This is a genomic window from Paraburkholderia caribensis (genome assembly GCF_002902945.1).
Lineage (GTDB): Bacteria > Pseudomonadota > Gammaproteobacteria > Burkholderiales > Burkholderiaceae > Paraburkholderia > Paraburkholderia caribensis.
The window spans coordinates 1,940,143-1,960,164 of record NZ_CP026101.1; the positions used below are offsets into that span (position 1 = coordinate 1,940,143).

Annotated in this window: 23 protein-coding genes; 8 read left to right on the forward strand and 15 right to left on the reverse strand. The window is 62.4% G+C overall.

From position 1 onward, the window contains the following. Window positions 1-14: 14 nt before the first annotated feature. From C2L66_RS08590 to C2L66_RS08615, 6 genes are all read right to left on the reverse strand, one after another. A complete protein-coding gene (locus C2L66_RS08590) occupies window positions 15-1,040 on the reverse strand; it encodes an asparaginase (protein WP_060602647.1) in 1,026 nt (341 codons plus the stop codon). A 124-nt stretch (window positions 1,041-1,164) separates the two neighbouring features. Next, window positions 1,165-2,091 (reverse strand): CysB family HTH-type transcriptional regulator, encoded by a 927-nt coding sequence (locus C2L66_RS08595; protein ID WP_054930359.1) that lies wholly within the window; start codon window positions 2,089-2,091, stop codon window positions 1,165-1,167. 76 nt (window positions 2,092-2,167) lie between these two features. Beyond that, a complete protein-coding gene (locus C2L66_RS08600; protein WP_036004929.1) occupies window positions 2,168-3,226 on the reverse strand; it encodes a sulfate/molybdate ABC transporter ATP-binding protein in 1,059 nt (352 codons plus the stop codon). Window positions 3,227-3,241: 15 nt separating this feature from the next. Then, window positions 3,242-4,210 carry a sulfate ABC transporter permease subunit CysW gene (gene cysW, locus C2L66_RS08605; protein WP_054930358.1) on the reverse strand — a complete coding sequence of 323 codons (969 nt, stop codon included), beginning with the start codon at window positions 4,208-4,210 and terminating at the stop codon, window positions 3,242-3,244. Then, complete coding sequence (gene cysT, locus C2L66_RS08610) at window positions 4,207-5,103, reverse strand: sulfate ABC transporter permease subunit CysT (protein ID WP_060600668.1); 897 nt, start codon at window positions 5,101-5,103, stop codon at window positions 4,207-4,209. The genes cysW and cysT overlap by 4 nt, the downstream gene beginning before the upstream one ends. Before the next feature lie 105 nt (window positions 5,104-5,208). Then, on the reverse strand, window positions 5,209-6,267 hold the full coding sequence (locus tag C2L66_RS08615) for a sulfate ABC transporter substrate-binding protein (RefSeq protein ID WP_060600665.1): 1,059 nt from the start codon (window positions 6,265-6,267) through the stop codon (window positions 5,209-5,211). Between the two features lie 345 nt (window positions 6,268-6,612). Between C2L66_RS08615 and lexA the strand changes: the two genes are divergently transcribed. From lexA to C2L66_RS08630, 3 genes are all read left to right on the forward strand, one after another. Further along, the gene (lexA, locus tag C2L66_RS08620) at window positions 6,613-7,263 is read left to right on the forward strand and encodes a transcriptional repressor LexA (protein ID WP_007587989.1); all 651 of its coding nucleotides are present in this window, start codon (window positions 6,613-6,615) and stop codon (window positions 7,261-7,263) included. A 27-nt stretch (window positions 7,264-7,290) separates the two neighbouring features. Further along, entirely contained in the window at window positions 7,291-7,635 is a 345-nt protein-coding gene (locus C2L66_RS41200; RefSeq protein WP_054930355.1) for a hypothetical protein, read from the forward strand. 118 nt (window positions 7,636-7,753) lie between these two features. Then, a complete protein-coding gene (locus tag C2L66_RS08630) occupies window positions 7,754-8,383 on the forward strand; it encodes a DUF2939 domain-containing protein (protein ID WP_060600662.1) in 630 nt (209 codons plus the stop codon). Window positions 8,384-8,421: 38 nt separating this feature from the next. On the opposite strand, the gene C2L66_RS08635 is transcribed toward C2L66_RS08630, so the two are convergent. Further along, on the reverse strand, window positions 8,422-8,886 hold the full coding sequence (locus C2L66_RS08635; RefSeq protein ID WP_036004912.1) for a universal stress protein: 465 nt from the start codon (window positions 8,884-8,886) through the stop codon (window positions 8,422-8,424). 252 nt (window positions 8,887-9,138) lie between these two features. Here C2L66_RS08635 and nodI point away from each other — a divergent pair, with 252 nt between their 5' ends. Together nodI and C2L66_RS08650 are read left to right on the forward strand one after the other, a co-directional pair. Then, window positions 9,139-10,053 (forward strand): nodulation factor ABC transporter ATP-binding protein NodI, encoded by a 915-nt coding sequence (gene nodI, locus C2L66_RS08645; protein ID WP_060600659.1) that lies wholly within the window; start codon window positions 9,139-9,141, stop codon window positions 10,051-10,053. Window positions 10,054-10,097: 44 nt separating this feature from the next. Next, window positions 10,098-10,934, forward strand: a complete 837-nt coding sequence (locus C2L66_RS08650) for an ABC transporter permease (protein ID WP_060600658.1) — start codon at window positions 10,098-10,100, stop codon at window positions 10,932-10,934. A 54-nt stretch (window positions 10,935-10,988) separates the two neighbouring features. On the opposite strand, the gene C2L66_RS08655 is transcribed toward C2L66_RS08650, so the two are convergent. The 3 genes from C2L66_RS08655 to C2L66_RS08665 form a co-directional block, all read right to left on the reverse strand. Next, window positions 10,989-11,411, reverse strand: a complete 423-nt coding sequence (locus C2L66_RS08655) for a hypothetical protein (RefSeq protein ID WP_054930351.1) — start codon at window positions 11,409-11,411, stop codon at window positions 10,989-10,991. 247 nt (window positions 11,412-11,658) lie between these two features. Beyond that, window positions 11,659-12,717, reverse strand: a complete 1,059-nt coding sequence (locus C2L66_RS08660; RefSeq protein ID WP_060600655.1) for a permease — start codon at window positions 12,715-12,717, stop codon at window positions 11,659-11,661. Window positions 12,718-12,981: 264 nt separating this feature from the next. Continuing rightward, window positions 12,982-14,034 (reverse strand): NADP(H)-dependent aldo-keto reductase, encoded by a 1,053-nt coding sequence (locus C2L66_RS08665; protein ID WP_060602644.1) that lies wholly within the window; start codon window positions 14,032-14,034, stop codon window positions 12,982-12,984. A 166-nt stretch (window positions 14,035-14,200) separates the two neighbouring features. Between C2L66_RS08665 and C2L66_RS08670 the strand changes: the two genes are divergently transcribed. After that, on the forward strand, window positions 14,201-15,640 hold the full coding sequence (locus tag C2L66_RS08670; RefSeq protein ID WP_060600652.1) for an MFS transporter: 1,440 nt from the start codon (window positions 14,201-14,203) through the stop codon (window positions 15,638-15,640). 30 nt (window positions 15,641-15,670) lie between these two features. After that, window positions 15,671-15,883 (forward strand): DUF3820 family protein, encoded by a 213-nt coding sequence (locus tag C2L66_RS08675; protein WP_007588014.1) that lies wholly within the window; start codon window positions 15,671-15,673, stop codon window positions 15,881-15,883. A 355-nt stretch (window positions 15,884-16,238) separates the two neighbouring features. On the opposite strand, the gene C2L66_RS08680 is transcribed toward C2L66_RS08675, so the two are convergent. From C2L66_RS08680 to C2L66_RS08695, 4 genes are all read right to left on the reverse strand, one after another. Beyond that, window positions 16,239-16,685 carry a DUF2442 domain-containing protein gene (locus C2L66_RS08680; protein ID WP_060600649.1) on the reverse strand — a complete coding sequence of 149 codons (447 nt, stop codon included), beginning with the start codon at window positions 16,683-16,685 and terminating at the stop codon, window positions 16,239-16,241. Beyond that, complete coding sequence (locus C2L66_RS08685; protein ID WP_148654578.1) at window positions 16,682-17,101, reverse strand: DUF4160 domain-containing protein; 420 nt, start codon at window positions 17,099-17,101, stop codon at window positions 16,682-16,684. The genes C2L66_RS08680 and C2L66_RS08685 overlap by 4 nt, the downstream gene beginning before the upstream one ends. 224 nt (window positions 17,102-17,325) lie before the next feature. Further along, the gene (locus C2L66_RS08690; protein ID WP_176056859.1) at window positions 17,326-17,550 is read right to left on the reverse strand and encodes an SOS response-associated peptidase family protein; all 225 of its coding nucleotides are present in this window, start codon (window positions 17,548-17,550) and stop codon (window positions 17,326-17,328) included. Between the two features lie 159 nt (window positions 17,551-17,709). Further along, window positions 17,710-18,090, reverse strand: coding sequence for a hypothetical protein (locus C2L66_RS08695; RefSeq protein ID WP_060600643.1), 381 nt, complete (start codon window positions 18,088-18,090; stop codon window positions 17,710-17,712). 374 nt (window positions 18,091-18,464) lie between these two features. Here C2L66_RS08695 and C2L66_RS08700 point away from each other — a divergent pair, with 374 nt between their 5' ends. Next, window positions 18,465-19,004 (forward strand): hypothetical protein, encoded by a 540-nt coding sequence (locus tag C2L66_RS08700; protein ID WP_060600639.1) that lies wholly within the window; start codon window positions 18,465-18,467, stop codon window positions 19,002-19,004. A 177-nt stretch (window positions 19,005-19,181) separates the two neighbouring features. On the opposite strand, the gene C2L66_RS08705 is transcribed toward C2L66_RS08700, so the two are convergent. After that, the gene (locus tag C2L66_RS08705; protein WP_060600636.1) at window positions 19,182-19,946 is read right to left on the reverse strand and encodes a hypothetical protein; all 765 of its coding nucleotides are present in this window, start codon (window positions 19,944-19,946) and stop codon (window positions 19,182-19,184) included. Window positions 19,947-20,022 lie beyond the last annotated feature (76 nt).

Sequence of the window (20,022 nt, forward strand, 5' to 3'; positions counted from 1 at the left end):
TGATGCGGAAGAAATCAGTACGTATCGAAGACTTGCTGCAATGCAGCGGGCGTCGTATGGCCCGCCGCAAGCGCCAGCATCAGCAGCACGCGCGCCTTGTACGGATTGAGCGCGCCTGCCGTGACGAAGCCAAGCGCATCGTCGGCGGCTGCACCGTTGCGCATCACGTGCCCCGAACCGACACGCGACGACCGCACGATTGCAACGCCGCTGGCCGCCGCCTCGGCGAGCGCCGTCTGCACCGTCGCGTGAATCGAGCCGTTGCCCGTGCCTGCGACCACGATGCCCTTCACGCCCGCCGAAACGAGCGCATCAACGGCCACGCGCGACACGCCCGCATAGCTCGTCACGACCTCGACCAACGGCCATGCCGCGCTGTTCGAATCGACCACGAATGGCGTCGCTCCCGTATGCGGCCGCACGACGCTGCGCTGAAACTCGACGCGCCCGTCCTGCACCCAGCCGAGCGCGCCGATTTCCGGTGACTGGAACGCATCGACGGCATACGTGCTCGTCTTCACGACGTCGCGCGCGCTGTGAATGCGGTTGTTGAACGCGACCAGCACGCCCTGCCCGCGCGCCTTGGCGCTTCCCGCGACGATCGCGGCGTTGAGCAGATTCAGCGGGCCGTCGGCCGACAGCGCCGACGACGGCCGCATCGCCGCCGTCAGCACGACGGGCTTGTCGCTCTTGACGCTCAGATGCAACAGGTAAGCGGTTTCTTCGAGCGTATCGGTGCCATGCGTGACAACCACGCCGTCGACTTTATCGGAAGCCAGCAGCGTATTGATGCGCTGCGCAAGCGTGCCCCACAGCGCGAGCGCCATGTCCTTGCTGTCGACGCTCGCGACCTGCTCGGCCTGCACGTTCGCGACGCCGGCCAGCGACGGCACAGCGGCCAGCAACTGCCCGACGCCGACGACGCCCGCCTGATAACCCGATGTATTGGTCGCGTCGGGCGCGGCGCCCGCGATCGTGCCGCCCGTTGCGAGCACGGCGATGCGCGGCAGCGCGCGCGATGAAGAAGTAGAAGTATTCATGGCGGCGATTGTAAGCGATGCGCCCGCCGCCGCCATCGATGAAAACGCGAGCCTCTATATGAAGCGCGCCATACGGCTCGCCGTACGGCTCGCCATATTGCTCGCGTGCAAACGCCCCGCTATCTCAGGCCGCTTCGCGCAACTGGCTCGCGATATCCGCTTCGTGCAGTTGCGGCGCGAACATCTCGATCAGCCGGTACGCATAGGCACGCAGGAACGCGCCCTTGCGCAAGCCCACGCGCGTCGTGCTCGCTTCGAACAGATGCTGCGTGTCGAGCGCGACGAGTTCGGTGTCGCGCTTCGGATCGAAGGCCATCGCCGCGACGATGCCGATGCCCATGCCGAGTTCGACGTACGTCTTGATCACGTCGGCGTCGATAGCCGTCAACACGACGTCGGGCAGCGCGCCTGCCTTCGCGAACGCCTGGTCGATGTGCGAGCGGCCCGTGAAATCCTGGTCGTACGTGACGATCGGATACTCGGCGATCTCTTCCAGCGTGATATTTTCGCGGCCCACCAGCGGATGCCCCTTCGGCACGACCACGACGTGATGCCACGAATAGCACGGGAACGTCACGATGTCGGGATAGCGGTCGAGCGCTTCCGTCGAGATGCCGATGTCGGCCTCGCCGTTGATGATCATCTGCGCGATCTGCTGCGGGTTGCCCTGGCGCAGCGCGAGATGCACCTTCGGATACACCGAGGTGAACTGGCGCACCACCTTCGGCAGTGCGTACCGCGCCTGCGTGTGCGTCGTCGCGACGACGAGGTGGCCGTTGTCCTGATCGGCATACTGGCGCGCGACGCGGCGCAGGTTCTCCGCGTCGAGCAGCATCCGCTCGATCAGCTGATGCACGGCCTTGCCCGGCTCCGTCAGCCCCGTCAGGCGCTTGCCGCGCCGGATGAAAATGTCGACGCCCAGTTCGTCCTCGAGATCCTTGATCTGCTTCGAGACGCCCGACTGCGACGTGTACAGCACGTTCGCGACTTCCGTCAGGTTCATGTTCTGCCGCACGGCTTCGCGCACGAAGCGCAACTGCTGGAAATTCATATCGATGTCTCCGGTTCGGCCAGAGTAGGTTTGTTGTTCAATGCCTGGTTTGAAACGACGCTGCCTGGCGCGCCTTTCAATGCGCAGGGAAGACACGCAACGCGCGCGGCACGGCCGTCACGCCGTCGCCGACAGCGAGCTGCAACTCGCGCCATGCCTCGCGATCCAGTTCCGCTTCGAGCACGTGACCTGCACGCCCTTCCAGCTCGACACGCACCGAGCCGCCGAGCGGCACCACGCGCCGCACGCCGACGACGATGCCGTCGCGATGCCCCGACGCCTGCGGGTACAGCACGAGATCGTGCGGGCGCACATAGGCGAACGCCGGGCCCTGGAAGTTCGCTTCGATCGCGATCGGCTGCGCGGCGCCATCGACGACAAAACCCTTGCCGTCGACGCTGCCATGCAGCCGGTTCGCCGCGCCGAGAAACTCATAGACAAACGAGGTCTGCGGATGATCGTAGACGTCCTGCGGGCTGCCCACCTGCTCGACGTGCCCGTGATTCAGCACGACGATGCGGTCCGCGACTTCGAGCGCTTCTTCCTGGTCATGCGTGACGAAGATCGTCGAAATATGCAGGTCGTCGTGCAGGCGGCGCAGCCAGCTGCGCAGTTCCTTGCGCACCTTCGCGTCGAGCGCGCCGAACGGCTCGTCGAGCAGCAGCACTTTGGGCTCGACGGCCAATGCGCGCGCCAGCGCGATACGCTGCCGCTGGCCGCCCGACAGTTCCGACGGATAGCGTTGCGCGAGCCAGTCGAGCTGCACGAGCTTCAGCAGTTCGTGCACCTTCTCGCGGATCACGGCTTCGGACGGGCGCTCTTTACGCGGCTTCACGCGCAGGCCGAACGCAACGTTCTCGAACACCGTCATGTGACGGAACAGCGCGTAATGCTGGAACACGAAGCCGACGTTGCGCTCGCGCGCGCCCACTTCTGCGACATCCTGGCCTTGCAGCACGACCTGGCCGGCGTCCGCGTATTCGAGGCCCGCGATCACGCGCAGCAAGGTGGTCTTGCCACAGCCCGAGGGTCCAAGCAGCGCGACGAGCTCGCCCGGCGGAAAATCGAGCGAGACGTTGTCGAGCGCGGTGAAGTCGCCAAAGCGCTTTTGCAGATTGCGTACGGTGATGCCCATCTTTGACAACTCTCCTTACTGGACCGATTGTGCGGCGGTATTGGTCGACTGCGTGGACGGCTTGCTGACGGGACCGGCATGCGCAGGCACGTCGCGCGCGCTCGCCAGTTCCGCCGACATGTGGCGCTCGGCGAGCAGCTTCAGGCCGAGCGTGACGAGCGCGAGCAACGCGAGCACCGACGCCACGGCGAAGGCCGCCGAAAAGTTATATTCGTTGTAGAGAATCTCGACGTGCAGCGGCATCGTGTCCGTCTGTCCCCGGATGTGGCCCGACACCACCGACACCGCGCCGAACTCGCCCATCGCCCGCGCGTTGCACAGGATCACGCCATACAGCAGACCCCATTTGACGTTCGGCAGCGTGACGCGCCGGAAAATCTGCCAGCCCGACGCGCCGAGCACGTGCGCCGCCTCTTCCTCGTCGTTACCTTGCGCCTGCATCAGCGGAATCAGCTCGCGTGCGACGAACGGGAACGTGACGAAGATCGTCGCGAGCACGATGCCCGGCACCGCGAAGATGATCTGCACGTTGTGATCGGCGAGCCACGGTCCGAACCAGCCCTGCGCACCGAACATCAGCACGTAGATCAGACCCGAGATCACGGGCGACACCGAGAACGGCAGGTCGATCAATGTTGTCAGCAGCGCCTTGCCGCGGAACTCGAACTTGGCGATACACCACGATGCGGCAAGACCGAACACGAGATTCAGCGGCACCGCGATCGCGGCCGTCAGCAGCGTCAGCTTGATCGCGGAAACGGCGTCGGGATCGGCGAGCGACTCGAAGTAGAACGCCACGCCCTTGCTGAGCGCCTGATAAAACACGGCAACGAGCGGCAGCGCGAGGAACAGCGCGAGAAACAGCAGCGCGATGCCCGTCAGTATCCAGCGCACGGCGCGCGGTTCGGTCACCGGGTCGGGGCGGCGCACGGCGTTGGCGTTGCCTGCGCCCGAGCCGGAAAGCACGACGGTATCCTGGCTCATTGCGCACCTCCCGTCAGCGCAGCCGACGACACCGCGGGCACGGCAGGCGCCGTGCGGCCGCGCGTCGTGCGCCGCTGCAGATACCACTGCAGCGTGTTGATCAGCAGCAGCATCAGGAACGACACCACCAGCATCACGACAGCCAGCGCCGTCGCACCCGCGTAATCGTATTGTTCGAGCTTGGTGATGATGAGCAGCGACGTGATCTCCGACTTCATCGGCACGTTGCCCGCGATGAAGATCACCGAGCCGTATTCGCCCAGGGCGCGCGCGAACGCCAACGCAAAACCCGTCAGCAGCGCGGGAAACACGCTGGGAAACACGACGCGCCGGAACGTCAGCCAGCGCGACGCGCCCAGGCACGCAGCCGCCTCTTCCTGCTCGCGCTCGAACTCTTCGAGCACGGGCTGCACGGTCCGCACGACGAACGGCAAGCCGATGAAGGTCAGCGCAACCAGCACGCCCGCCGGCGTGAACGCGATCTTGATGCCGAGCGGTTCGAGAAACTGGCCGACCCAGCCATTGCCGGAATAGATCGCCGCGAGCGAGATGCCGGCGACCGAGGTAGGCAGCGCAAACGGCAGATCGACGACCGCGTCGACTAGGCGCTTGAACGGAAACTTGTAGCGCACCAGCACCCAGGCGACCAGAAAGCCGAACACCGCGTTGATCAGCGCGCCGCCTAGCGCCGAGAAAAACGTCAGCCGGTACGACGCGAGCACGCGTGGCGACGTGACGGCGCGCACGAACTGGCTCCAGTCGAGCGTGGCCGTCTTGAGAAAAGTGGCCGCGAGCGGGATCAGCACCACGAGGCTCAGATACGCCAGCGTGATGCCGAGCGTCAGGCCGAAGCCCGGTATCGCGCTCGGCTTGCGAAAGGTCAACGTCGTCATGCGAAAGCTCTTTCAGGTGTTATGCGTTGCAACGCGTGCCGTCGCACCATTGCCGAAAGCGCGCCCGAAGGCGCGCCTTTGTTCAAACATGGCCGCTGTGTGGTTTCACTGCGGCTGGTAGATCGAATCGAACACGCCGCCATCGGCAAAGTGCGTCTTCTGCGCATTCGTCCAGCCGCCGAACGAATCGTCGACCGTGTACAGCTTCAGCTTCGGAAACTTCTCGGTCAGCGCTGCCGGTACCTTGTTCGAACGCGGACGGTAGAAGTTCTTCGCGGCGATCTCCTGACCTTCCTCGCTGTAGAGGAAGTTCAGATACGCGTCGGCGAGCTTGCGCGAGCCGTGCTTGTCGACCACCTTGTCCACCACGGCGACGGGCGGCTCGGCCAGAATGCTCGCCGACGGCACGACGATCTCGAACTTGTCGGTGCCGAATTCCTTCACCGACAGGAACGCCTCGTTTTCCCATGCGATCAGCACGTCGCCGATGCCGCGCTGCACGAAGCTCGTCGTCGCGCCACGCGCGCCGGAGTCGAGCACGCCCGCGTTCTTATAGAGCTTCGACACGAATTCCTTGGCCTTCTGGTCGTTGCCGCCCGGCAGATGCGCCGCGTACGCCCATGCCGCCAGATAGTTCCAGCGCGCGCCGCCCGACGTCTTCGGGTTCGGTGTCACGATCGACACGCCCGGCTTCACCAGATCGTCCCAATCCTTGATGTGCTTCGGGTTGCCCTTGCGCACGAGGAACACGATCGTCGACGTGTACGGCGACGCGTTGTCGGGCAGGCGCTTCTGCCAGTCCTTGTTGACGAGGCCCTTGTTGGCGAGCGCGTCGATGTCGTAAGCGAGCGCGAGCGTCACGACGTCGGCCTGCAGGCCATCCAGCACCGAACGCGCCTGCGCGCCGGAGCCGCCATGCGACTGCTTGAAGGTGACCGATTCACCCGTCTTCGCCTTCCATTCCTTGCCGAACGCCTGATTGACGTCCTGATAGAGCTCGCGGGTCGGATCGTAGGAAACGTTCAGCAGCGTCGTGTCCGCGTGCGCCTGCGCGATCATCCCGACCGCCGACGCGGCGCCCAGTGCGAGCGCTGCGACCAACCGCTTCGCGCTGCCGCGCGTTGCCTTCCGTGCTTCTGCCAACCCCGTGATCCGAATGCCCATCGACCTTCTCCGTCTTGTTGGTGTGACTGCCTGTTTTCCGCTGATTGCCGCGATTCGCTGCTGCGCAAGCGGCAAGCGCCTCTGCCGCTGCGCGGGCGTTGCTGCTGCATCAACGGAGGCCAGTCTATCCAGGCGGCTTCATCATTAAAAATAATGTTTCTTCATTTTTTAATACGCAATAGTGGTAAAGGAATGATTTGCCTCCGCGAGCACGTCCATTTCGCCGCTTCAGCGCCGTCTTTCGACGTTCACACGACACCCGCAGCGACGAACTTAAAGTAAAGCTTGAAATGCGCCGGATACTGTATAAAAATACAGTCACCTGTCTATCCATACAGTGGCGCCATGACCAAACTCACCGCACGTCAGCAACAGGTTTTCGAACTGATCCGCCGCGCCATCGAGCGCACGGGCTTCCCGCCCACGCGGGCCGAGATCGCCGCCGAACTCGGCTTCAGCTCGGCGAACTCGGCGGAAGAGCACCTGAGAGCGCTGGCGCGCAAGGGCGTGATCGAGCTTGCGGCGGGCGCGTCGCGCGGCATCCGCCTGCTCGCGGGCCAGGACGATTCCCCGCACCAGTTCACGCTGCCGCACGCGAGCATCATGCAGTTGTCGCTGCCGCTCGTGGGCCGCGTGGCAGCCGGTAGCCCGATCCTCGCGCAAGAACACATCTCGCAGACTTACACCTGCGACCCGTCGCTGTTCTCGAGCAAGCCCGACTACCTGCTGAAGGTGCGCGGGCTGTCGATGCGCGACGCGGGCATCTTCGACGGTGACCTGCTCGCCGTGCAGAAAAAGAGCGAAGCAAAAGACGGCCAGATCATCATCGCGCGTCTGGGTGACGACGTGACCGTGAAGCGCCTGAAGCGCCGGCCCAACGGCATCGAGTTGATCGCCGAGAACCCCGATTACGAAAACATTTTTGTTCAGGCCGGCAGCGCGGAGTTCGCGCTGGAAGGCATCGCGGTCGGGTTGATCCGGCCGACGGAATTCTAATTAGCTGAACACTGTCTGGAGAGACTCATGGAACGCCTTGCCCGCTTGCTGCCCTTTCGCCAGTTCGGTCGTCTGCGCCATCTGCGCGAGCTTGTCCCTTGTGGTTCGCTGACGGCGCTTGCGTCGAATGTCGCGGGCCGCACGGCATCGCTGTTCGATGACGAACCTCAGTCGTTGCCGTCCGCGCAACCGGCGTTCGCTCGCGTGTCGCTGAACTCGGGCCTCAATGCGGAACCGGCACGGCGCGCACCCGTCCGGGTCTACCACGGGCCGTCGCGGCTCATCATGGTCGGCACCGTAGACGCTGTCTGCAACATGATCGATCGCGCCATTGCCGAGCAAGGCGATCAACTGACCCAGCAGGCCGCGTGAGCGCGCCGCTTGCGTCTGATATCGAAGCGGTGAAACGCTTGCTTGCAAACTCGCGGGATCGTTTCGGTGCCGATCGGGTCCACACCTGATCGATACTGAAAACGGAGCGTTCCGCACAATGGCAGGTCTGGTACGGATGCAAGGCCGCGTGGGTCGGCCAATTCTGATCGCGTTGATCGCGATCGTCGTCGTGGCGGCCCTGGGTTATGCGTACGCATCGCCGTATATCGCGCTCGACCGGCTCAAACGCGCCGCCGATTCCCGCGATGTCGAAACGGTCAATGCGTACGTCGACTACCCGGCGCTACGCGACAGTCTCAAGCTACAGGTCACAGGGTTGCTGACGCGGCGGCTCGACGTGCAGCACAACGGCAATCCGCTCGCGGCGATTGGCGCGATGATCGGTGTTGCATTGATTGGTCCGCTTGTCGATGCCTATGCGACGCCGGACGGTGTCGCCGCGTTGCTCAACGGTATGCCGCCGCGCGGCGAACCGGGCGAGCGCCCGCCTCCGCCGCCGGCCGCGCAGACAGACAACCCGCCGCAAACGCCGCCGCCCGCAGCGGGCCAGGCTAACGCCAACAGCAAGACGCCGCCGCAGCCGCCGCAAACCACGGCGGGATATCGCGGCGTCAACGAATTCGTCGTGAGCTATCAGCACGGTGTCGGCGACACGCGCTATGCGGCGATCTTCCGTCGCCAGGGACTGTTCACGTGGAAGCTGTCAGCCGTCGATCTGAACGGCTGACGCGCCATCACATCGCTGCTCGCCATCAGGCGGCTGTGTCAGGCAGCCGCCTGCTCCTCTTCAGCCGCCGACGAACACGCGACCAGAATGCTGCACGACACGCGGTCCAGCAGCGGCGTATTACCCGCGCCCATCCACCAGCGCGACAGTCCCGTGCGGCAGCGATGCCCGACCACCACGAGATCGGCGTGCAACTCGTTCGCTAGCGACGCAATTTCGTCGATGGGATGGCCGAACGCGAAATGCCCCGTCGCCTTCACGCCACGTTCCGTGAGCCAGTCGACGCCCTCCTGCAGGATTTCACGCGCGGTTTTTTCGAAGCTGCCGCATGCGACGTCCGTCAGCAGGCCTGCGCTTTGCGCGATGCTCGAACGCATGTCGACCACCGACAGCAAATGCGTCTCCGCGCCCAGATCGAGCGCCAGATTCGCGCCGCAACGCAATGCCTTGCGGCCTTCACGCGAGCCGTCGTAGCACAGCAGAATCTTGTTGTAGCTCGCCATTTCGCTTCCCCCTTGCCCGCGACTATCGCGGTCTCATCTGAATCATGGTGCGCCGCAATTCGACACGCAAGGGATGGAAAACGCTAAGTGCGGTGAGCCGCGCACTCAGCCATGACGCGGTGCAAGATCGTGCATGCAATCGCCAGCGATGCGCATTCATGCGCCAAACGCGGTGCGCACGATGCCCTAGAATAGGCAGCCGCCTCCGCTTTGCACCCAACAGGCACCTATTCAGGGAGCATCCTTCTTCGTATGTCTGAAGCTGCAATCGAATTTCATCAGGTCGAAAAGCGCTACGGCGAGAAAACTGTCGTCGACGGCTTGTCGTTTCATGTGCGCCCGGGCGAATGCTTCGGACTGCTCGGTCCCAATGGCGCGGGCAAGACCACGACGCTGCGCATGCTGCTCGGCATTGCGGCACCCGATGCAGGCAGCATCCGGCTGTGCGGCGAACCGATTCCATTGCGCTCGCGCTTTGCGCGGGCGCGCGTCGGCGTCGTGCCGCAGTTCGACAATCTCGATCCCGATTTCACGGTCCGCGAAAACCTGCTGGTGTTCGGCCGCTACTTCGGCCTGTCCGCCGCGCAGTGCCGCGCAATGGTGCCCACGCTGCTCGAATTCGCGCGCCTCGAAAGCAAGGCTGATGCGCGCGTGGGCGAGTTGTCGGGCGGAATGAAGCGGCGGCTCACGCTCGCGCGCGCGCTCATCAACGACCCCGACGTGCTCATCATGGACGAGCCGACCACGGGTCTCGATCCACAGGCGCGCCATCTGATCTGGGAGCGCCTGCGCTCGCTGCTCGCGCGGGGCAAGACGATTCTGCTGACCACACACTTCATGGAAGAGGCCGAACGTCTGTGCCACCGGCTGTGCGTGATCGAGGAAGGACGCAAGATCGCGGAAGGCGCGCCGAATGAATTGATCGCTTCGGAAATAGGCTGCGACGTGATCGAAGTGTACGGCCCCGATCCCGTCAGGCTGCGCGACGAACTGGCGCCGCTGTCGGTACGCACCGAGATCAGCGGCGAGACGCTCTTCTGTTATGTCGACGACCCGCAACCGGTTCACGCGCGCTTGAAGCAGCGCGCGGGGCTGCGCTACCTGCACCGGCCGGCGAATCTCGAAGACGTATTCCTTCGCCTGACCGGCCGCGAAATGCAGGACTGACGGGCACGCACACATTCGCCAACGATACCGGGCGCACAGCACACATGGACTTACGCACCTACGACACCCCCGAGCACGCCGCGTCACACGGGCGCTTCGGCAAGCGCTTCGCCGCGTTGCCCGCGAACGCCGTCAACTGGATTGCCGTCTGGCGGCGCAACTATCTGGTATGGCGCAAACTCGCGCTCGCGTCGATGTTCGGCAATCTCGCCGATCCGATGATCTATCTGTTCGGGCTCGGCTTCGGCCTCGGGCTGATGGTCGGACATGTCGACGGCGTCTCGTATATCTCGTTCCTCGCGGCGGGCACGGTGGCGTCGAGCGTGATGATGTCGGCGAGCTTCGAGTCGATGTATTCGGGCTTTTCGCGGATGCACGTGCAGCGCACCTGGGAGGCCATCATGCACACGCCGCTCACACTCGGCGACATCGTCCTCGGCGAAGTCGTGTGGGCAGGCAGCAAGGCCGTGCTGTCGGGCGCCGCCATCATGATCGTGGCGGGCGCACTCGGCTATGCCAGCTTTCCGTCGATGCTCATCGCGCTGCCCGTCATCGTGCTGGCGGGCCTTGCGTTTGCGAGCACGGCGATGATCGTGACGGCGCTCGCGCCCTCGTACGATTTCTTCATGTTCTATCAGACGCTGGTGCTCACGCCGATGCTGCTGCTCTCGGGCGTGTTCTTTCCGCTGTCGCAATTGCCGCCCGCTGCGCAGTTCGCCGCGCAATTGCTGCCGCTGGCGCACACGGTGGACCTGATCCGTCCGGCGCTGTTGGACCGTCCGATGAACGACGCGGCGCTGCACGTGGCCGTGCTGGCCGCGTATGTGGTGGTGCCGTTCTGTCTGTCGGCGGTGCTGTTCCGCCGCCGCATGATGCGCTGAGGGCGCCGCGCGCAGCTTCCTGCGCGGCGGCGCCCCCACGATAATCGAATCAGATCACTCTTCGTCGTCCGACCACGGCACGTCGACGTCCGAGATGAACTCGACCGTCGCGAACGGCCCGCCTTCCTGGCGGCCGATCTTGCCATCCGCGCGATGCCATTCGACGCGGAACATCGTGCCCGGATCGTCGGAGCGCAAACGGATCGTGCGCAACTCTTCCGGGTCGGCTTCCTCGACGGGGCCATCGAGCGAAACGAGCAGCGCCTGCGGCCACATGCCGTCGACGGGATCGTAAATGCGGTCGCCATCGGGAATCGACGTATGCGCTTCGACGCCGATCGTCGCCGATGCGTCGACGATCATCTTGCCCAATGCACGCAGCACGGCCGTTGCGCGCGCCGAATTGGCCTGACGGATGGCGAGATCCCCGCGCGTCAGCGCCTGCTCGAGTTTCGGATTGGTCTTTTGTTGGGCCATGCGATGTCCTGAATTTAACTGGTTGGCGCTTGCACGCCGTTTTGTGCAGCTGAATGATTCGTCCTGTTTTGCGCCGCGTTGGCAGCATGAACGGGCGCCATCGTAGCATTTGCGTCCGTCCGCCTGCGTCTTGCAATGCAACAAGGCAACGCCGCGCAACCGGGCGACAGACGCAACCGCGCGCTTGCCTCCCAGTGTAGGACGAGATTCGCCGCCGCGACGCCGCGTTTTGATTATGCGCGCTTGCTCAGAAGCCGAGCGCCACGGCGAGCAGGCCCGCCAGCACGCCGAACGCGACCACGCCGACAGCGACGACGGTCAGCACGCCCGGCCGGAACGAGCGCGCGAGCATCGCCAGCGACGGCACGCTGATGGGCGGCAGCGTCATCAGCAGCGCGCCCGCGGGGCCGACGCCCATGCCGAGCGACAGCATCGCCTGAACGATGGGTACCTCGCCTGCCGTCGGAATCACGAACAGCATGCCCGCGACGGCCAGCGCGACGATCCATACGATGTCGTTGCCGATCTCCGGCCCGACTTGCGGAAAGAGCCACGCGCGCGCCGCCCCGAGCAGCAGCACCAGCACGATGTATTCCGGCACGAGACGCACGGCCATGCGCGCGAAGATCGACAGCCAGCGCGCGAACGGATTGCCGTCACGCTGCTCGCCGATCAGTTCGACGAGGCGCGCGTCGGCCGCTTGCGCTTCCGTCGGTGTCACGAGCCGGTTCGCCAGATAGCCGAGGCCGAACACCATCGCGATGCCGAGCACGAGCCGCAGCCCGGCCCAGTGCCAACCGAGCACGAAGCCCATGAACACGAGCGTCGCCGGATTGAGGACCGAGTTGCCGAGCCAGAACGCGATCGCGCCGCCCGGCGAAGCCTGGCGCGCACGCAGTCCCGCCACGACGGGCGCCGCGCAGCACGTGCACATCATGCCCGGCAACGCGAGCAGGCCGCCCGCCGCGACGCTGCCGAAGCCCGTCTTGCCGAGCAGCCGCGCGACCCAGTGCGCGGGCAGCAGCGCCTGCACGGCCGAGCCGAGCAGCAGGCCGAGCACCATCGCCTGCCAGATCGCCTTGCCGTACGCGAGCGCGTAGGCCAGCGCCGCGTTCCACGACGGCGCGGGCGGACTCTCCGCCTTGCCCATCAGGATCGACGCGCCGATCGAATGCGTCGACGCCGCCGTGAAGGCGCGGTTGTAATACGGAAACCATTTGACATAGAAAAGTCCTGCGATGGCGAGCAGCACGAAAATCGGCCAGGTCGGGGCAGCGGACGAAGAGGTGGGACGCGTGGCGTTCATCGTCGGGGAGGGCGGTCGTTGTGTTGTTGACTACGTTGCAGCTTGTACGGCATGCGCGGGTTCGCGTACCGTCCGGCTTGCGCCTCGGCACGCGGCACCGGTCACTGTACACGGATCGAACGGGATCGCAAAAAGTGGGGGCGAAAGCCGCGTGACGGGCGGCTAATATCCGCGCCCGCATACTGTCGAGCGCGGCGTCAGGTGCGTTCGTGCATTTGCCGCCTGCGCACCGCTACCCTTGCGTCGCGGCGCGCGGCGAGCCGCTCAGGGCGCGGGGTTCGGCTGCAATTCGTGCAGCGCGTCGATTTCGGCCAGCGCTTCCGGCGGCAGCTTCACATTGACGCTCGCGATGTTCTCTTTCAGCTGATCCAGCGAGGTCGCGCCGATCAGGTTGCTCGTCAGGAACGGCCGGCTGTTGACGAACGCGAGCGCGAACTGCGCGGGCGACAGGCCGTGGCGCTTCGCCAGCTCGACGTAACGCGTCGTTGCCCGCACGGCTTGCGGCTTGCTGTAGCGCTGGAAGCGCTCGAACAGCGTGATGCGCGCGCCCGCCGGACGCACGCCGCCTTCGTATTTGCCCGATAGCCAGCCGAACGCGAGCGGCGAATACGCGAGCAGGCCGACATGCTCGCGATGCGAGAACTCCGACAGCCCCGCTTCGAACGTGCGGTTCAGCAGGCTGTACGGATTCTGGATCGACACGATGCGCGGCAAGCCGAGCTTCTCCGACGCACGCAGAAATTGCGCGACACCCCAGGGCGTCTCGTTCGACACGCCGATATGACGCACTTTCCCTTCCTTCACGAACTCCGCGAGCACGCCGAGCGTCTCTTCGATGGGGACCGTGTAGGCATCGTCGATCCACGGATACGCCGGGCGGCCGAACGTCATCGTGCTGCGGTCGGGCCAGTGCAGCTGGTACAGATCGACGTGGTCGGTTTGCAGGCGCTTGAGACTGTCGTGCAGCGCCTCGGTGAGATTCTTGCGGTCGTACTGGTTGCCCTCGCCGCGAATGTGACGCGGGTTGTGCGGCTGACGCGCCGGGCCCGCGATCTTCGTCGCGAGCACGATCTTGTCGCGCATGCCGCGATGCTGCGCGATCCACGTGCCGATGTAGCGCTCCGTCAAGCCTTGTGTTTCCGGGCGCGGCGGCACCGGGTACATCTCGGCGGCGTCGATCAGCGTGACGCCCTGATCGAGCGCGTAGTCGATCTGCTCGTGCGCGTCGCGCTCCGTGTTCTGCTCGCCCCACGTCATCGTGCCGAGACCGATCAGGCTGACCTTCACATCCGTATCGCCGAGTCTGCGGTATTCCATCGCCTGGTTCCTGTTCGTGTTCTTGCGGGTGATCAATCGGGAAAAGGCGAAATTACCATGTCCGCGCAAACTGCGTGCGTGGCTAGAATAGCGGCTGGCCGCGTCGGCACAGGGTCAGGCACGTGGCCGGTTTCGATGCGCTTACAACGTTCGGAGAATCATCTCGATGTCAGATACGCCGTCCACGTCATCCGTCCCGTCGAACGGACGGCAGTCACTGATCGTGACGCTCGTGGCCGCGGCGTTTTTCATGGAGAACCTCGACGGCACGATCATCGCGACCGCGCTGCCGCAGATGGCGCAGTCGTTCAACGTGCATGCCGTCGATCTCTCCATCGGCATCACGTCGTATCTGCTGACGCTCGCCGTCTTCATCCCGATCAGCGGCTGGGCCGCCGACCGCTTCGGCGTACGCAACGTGTTCACAGCGGCGCTCGCGGTGTTCACGGCATCGTCGGTCGCATGCGGGATGACGAACGGCCTCGTCGAGTTCACGGCGGCGCGTATCGTGCAGGGCATCGGCGGCGCGATGATGGTGCCCGTCGGGCGGCTCGCCGTCCTGCGCGCGACGCCCAAGGACGGCCTGATGCGCGCGATCTCCATCATCACGTGGCCCGGGCTCGTCGCGCCCGTGATCGGGCCGCCGCTCGGCGGCTTCATCACGACCTACTCGTCGTGGCGCTGGATCTTCTATCTGAATGTGCCGCTCGGGTTGCTCGGCATCGCGCTCGCGTGGCGCTTCATTGCCCCGGAAGGCGAGTCGCAGAAGCGTCCGTTCGACGGCATCGGCTTCGCGTTGTGCGGCGTCGCGGGCACGGCCATCATGTATGCGATGGAACTGCTCGGCCGTTCGGACGCGCCGTGGCGCGAAGCGCTCGCGTTCCTCGCGGCGGGCCTCGCCGCGGGCATCGGCGCCCTCTTCCATCTGCGCCGCAGCGCGCATCCTGTGGTCGATCTGTCGGCGTTTCGCGTGAAGACGTTCGCGGTCGCGATGGGCGGCGGCTCGCTGTTTCGCGTGTCGATCAGCGCCGTGCCGTTTCTCCTGCCGCTGATGTTTCAGCTCGGCTTCGGCATGAACGCGTTCCATTCGGGACTGCTGACGCTCATCGTGTTCGCCGGCAACCTGTCGATGAAACTTGTCACGACGCCGGTGATGCGGCGCTTCGGTTTTCGTCCGGTATTGCTCGTGAATGGCGCGCTCGCGGCAATCAGCATTGCGGCGATGAGTCTGCTGACGGCTTCGACGCCGCTCGTGCCGATGGCTATCGTGCTGTTTGCGAGCGGCCTGTCGCGCTCGCTGCAATTCACAGCCGTCAATACGCTCGCGTTCGCCGATGTGCCGAAGCCGCAGATGAGCGGCGCATCGACGTTATCGAGCACACTGTCGCAAATGACGATGGGGATGGGCGTCGCGCTCGGCGCGATCGCACTGCGGGTGGCAGCGTGGCTGCATGGACATGAAGCGCAGTCGGTGACGCCGGCTGATTTCAGCATTGCTTTTCTGTTGGTGGCCGTTGTCGGACTGGTAGCGATCTTCGATGTGTTCGGGCTCGAACGCGATGCGGGCGCGCATGTGAGCGGACATCATCGGCGGAAACGGGTGTGAGATGCGCGGCGCTGAACAGGTGGACTTGAGATGAATGTCGAACAGTTTGAATTGCTCGTGACGCGTACGATGCCTTACGGCAAATACAAGGGGCGCGTGATCGCCGATCTGCCGGGACACTATCTGAACTGGTTTGCGCGCGAAGGATTTCCGCCTGGCGAGATTGGCAGGCTGCTCGCGTTGATGCACGAGATCGATCACAACGGCTTGAAGGAGTTGCTGAAGCCTTTGCGGAAGGGGTGAGTCTGCGATTGATCCGGTGCGCGTGCGTTCTCTTTTGAACGACCGCGCGTCGCCAAAACAAAAACGGCATTGCGATTTCTCGCAATGCCGTTTCTGAATTCTCTGGGGTGGCTGATGGGACTCGAACCCACGACGACAGGAATCACAATCCAGCAGTCAAATCGGCTTGAATCCTTACCGGATAAGGGTCTGCAGAAACAACTTCGGAACGAAGCAGCCTATTTTGCCTACGGTTTCATGCATGTTTCCCGGGAACCGTTCCGAACTTTCGCCTGCGTTCACCGACATTTATGCAGAAACCAAAAAAAGAAAGCCCCGCGTCGGCGGGGCTTTCTTTACTTAAACGCGAATCGGCTTAGTTGTACTTCCACAGGCCTTTACTACCGGTTTTCGAGCCCGCAGAACCCGATCCATCCGATCCATCGAGTTCCCGTAATAAACCTGCAATCGAAATGTCGACGTCATGATCGAGCAGCGAGAGACCTGTGCCAGCGAACGTGAGCACGATGCCCGAAAGATCTTCGTCGGGCACGTCGGCCAACTCATGTATCTCGTCTACAGACACGGTACGGCTTGTGCCATCTTCGAAGTGAATCATGATGGCCCTGCCTTCGGGAATGTAGGTCACCCCATCAGCTATCTTCTGGGCCCATGTCCCAAGGGGAGCCCAATGGAGCCGATAGCCTTTCACTAAATTTATCTTGGCGCGATAGCCTCTACCGAAAAGGAACAAATCGTTCCTCTCCTCGACATCTTCGTCGAGGTCTGTCGGTTCGTCATCAAGCGCCGCAAAATATTTCATAACGCGATGGTAACCTGGTTTCCGTCTGCCAGTTGCAAGACAGTGTGACGCTGGTCACGGTCGTATGTTCCGTGATAAATCGTCACACCTGCGTCAAATAACGCTTTAGCGGGCGGTATGATGTTTCGCCGCTTTTCTACCCAGACTTGATTGCCGAGGCAAATATCATTCATTACGTCTACCCACCTAGCCCTCACGGCTGGTAGTGCCTCCTTGATCGCCGCAACGATACCGGCGTCGTGGCGCATTACCCGGCCGGTGTTCGGGACCGCATCCCACAACCGAACCCCGTTATGCCAAAAGGCAAACGTGTACCTTGCAGCCCAATCACCTCCGTCGACATGCACATGCGGCGGGCAGTGTTCATCGCGCGACAAAACTGCAATGCGCATCCCATTGTATTCGGCAACCTTCATTATTTTCTTAGCTCTCGGGTCCGTGCCGGTGCGGCTACCACGCACCAAATTCCTGACGCGCGAGTGTAAGCGATCTCCGCGGCGCCCGCACGGCGCGATTACTCGAAACCGCTCTATGTACATGTGCAAAGTGTACGGGGATGATATGGGTCACCCGCGTCCGCTGCGCTTACAGTTCGGCTCGAAGAACGTCTGACACGGAATCAGGCAGACCTGCAGATTCTTCAATTCTTCCATGCACTGCTGAAGCTGCACTTCTGTTCGACCGACTCTGAGCGCGCGTTCATCATGTCGAATAGCTTTACTCCGGGCGGGATGTGCCGGCGCGGCACGATACCGAACGAGGCCGGACTCGTCTGGAACTGGAAGTCTTCGCGTCGGAAGATCGGCGCGTAATAGTCCCTGTAAATCTCGCTCCTGTATTCGAAGTCCGAAAAGGCTGTGTGCATACAGCCTTTTCGCGGAAGGCAACCGTGTTATATAGGTTTGCGTCTGTCCAAGATGCTGTATATGTGAACAGTATTTGTCAAACTAAGGCAGAAAAACCCACCATTCCCGGGGAGTTATTCGTTTCGCACTACACCTCGATGCATCGCTACCGGAACAACTTAAGGTAGTGCATACCCGAAAGGTTCGGTTGGTCCACCCTGAAAGCCGTCGTCCGAGGTCGCGATCCCGTTACTGTCTCTCCCGACAGAGACATAAATCTTGAACATTCCTGGAACCAGCGCCTCCTTTGAGAGGAACCCGATACTCCTCGTGGCGCCACCCTTATGTCGCGAGTTCGGGCTGACCTCACGATTATTCACTACGTCTACACCCGCAAAAGCTTCAACGAAGTCGCCCGGATTCTGGGCCGCGTCGTAGGCGTCGAACGTGTGCCCGTACGGTTCCGTGTTGCCATTGAGGAACTCGTCGTGATCGCTAACGTAGCCGAGATTCTGTGGAGCAATCCCGTGATAAAGCGGTGTCTTTGGTGTGTATGGCATGACTCCTCCTTAGGTCTGGTGAAGTGTCTCCCTTGGGTCAGACTCCGTCATCATAGAAATCGCGAAACCGAAATGAAAGGTTGATGGTCCTACTTATGTGTGCGGCACCTCACAACTTAGTGCTACGGCTAAGCAGTCTTGTCGGCATGAACGCCTCTAGATGCATCGCCTCCTTGTACCCCATGCGGGGTTCCACTCGCCCGAGAAGCGCACTATTATTGACGTTCGAAACGGACCGTCTAATGCGTGCCTGTTTTTGAAGCGCGCGATAGCAGCTTTTAGCCTAGTTGGATGCTTCAGTATTAGACGCAAAACCAGACAGCTTCGAAAATGTCCGAACGCAAAATAAGCGGTACCAAAACGAGAAAATCAATATGGCCGATGCAGCGCTTTTGGGGGCACTCGTTGGCGGTGCGATCAGTCTTGCGACGTCGCTCGCCTCAACGGTTGGTGCAGAGGCGTTCAAACAAAGAAGGGAGGCCCGCAACCTGGCGTATGCGTTCCAAGGTGGGATAAACGCGATCCTTGTGATCGTCGAAGAGCGGAAATACGTCAATCTGATCAATCAGGCTGTTCAGGCGGGCTGTGCCGGTCATCCCCTTACGGCGATGAAGATCAGCGCGAAGCGAAACTATGTCGAGCTATACAACAAGAACGTCGATAAACTAGGCTTGCTGCACGTCGCGGTGGCTCAGCGCATACCCGTCTTCTATACATGCGTCAATTCGCTTCTTGAGGACATCGATGCCATGTTTGCCGGAAATTTCGATGACCTCACGCAACCCGAATTGCTGGCCTTCTATGAGGGATTTCAGGACCTTCTGTTCAAAACCTTGAGGCTCGGGGATGAACTGATCGGCCTCATTTCGGAAAAGTACCCACCAAGCACGTTCTGGATAAACCTGCCCGGCTGACAACCAACCGATGGAGATAACACGAATCACAATCCTGTATATCCATCAAGCATCCGTAAGGCTTTGACGCCCCCGCGGTGGGATATTATTTGAAACTCGGCCTTTGATTTAATTGGCTTTTCCCAAAGTCGTTCCACGGATTTTCGAGGCCCGCGCACGACGCATGCGATTGTTACGTTAGGCGAATATGGCGACGCGCCCGTTCGCTTGGAAGTCATCGTACAGCTTGCGAAGTACTTTCGAAACCATCGTCCAGCCATCCCGGAATAGCTGCGACCGCTCATCGTCTGACATCCCCTTTATTTCGACGACTCTTCCGTGTCGCATAGGATCTGCGAGCAGCTTGATATTCTTGATCGCCTGCTCCTCAAGCCCGTAGCGTGAACGAAACGATTCCCACGTCGAACTGCTTTTCGGTGGCAACTGGTTTGCAGATGCATAGCCGCTCATAAGCGTCTCAATAGCCCGATAAATAAAAAAAGCAGTGTCGGCGGCGGAATGTATCGACTCGCGCATGTCTGAAAGCGCTCGGCGGACAAGCCAGCCATTCGGTGCGGACAGAACCGTCCAAATGACTTCAAAGTTGACTCCGAACGAGTCAGCTATGCCCGATGCGGCTGGAATATTAATTCCAAATACCTGCTTTCTTGGCGAGACAGGATCAGCGAACTGCACAAGATCCAGATCATATGCATGGGCCATCCCGAAACCTACTCCATCAAGGATCGTCCTGACGGCGTCGTCGACTGCGTTCTTAGCCGTAAAATGATCATCGAGTGGAGTGTCGGTCTCAATCCGAGCCACGACTTGGTTGTAAATGATTTCAACGAACAGGACGCGGGTGACGTCGCTTGTAGCATCCCGCATCTCGAACCGTATTTCGCTAACGCTGAGTTGCGCCCGTTCGGGCAGCACTTTGCCGAAAAATAGATATGTCAGCATCGGCCTCTCCGGTCCCTAATGACTAGCAACGGGGACAGATGGTATCAGGCTTAGCAGACAGCGGCGACCGCTTGGG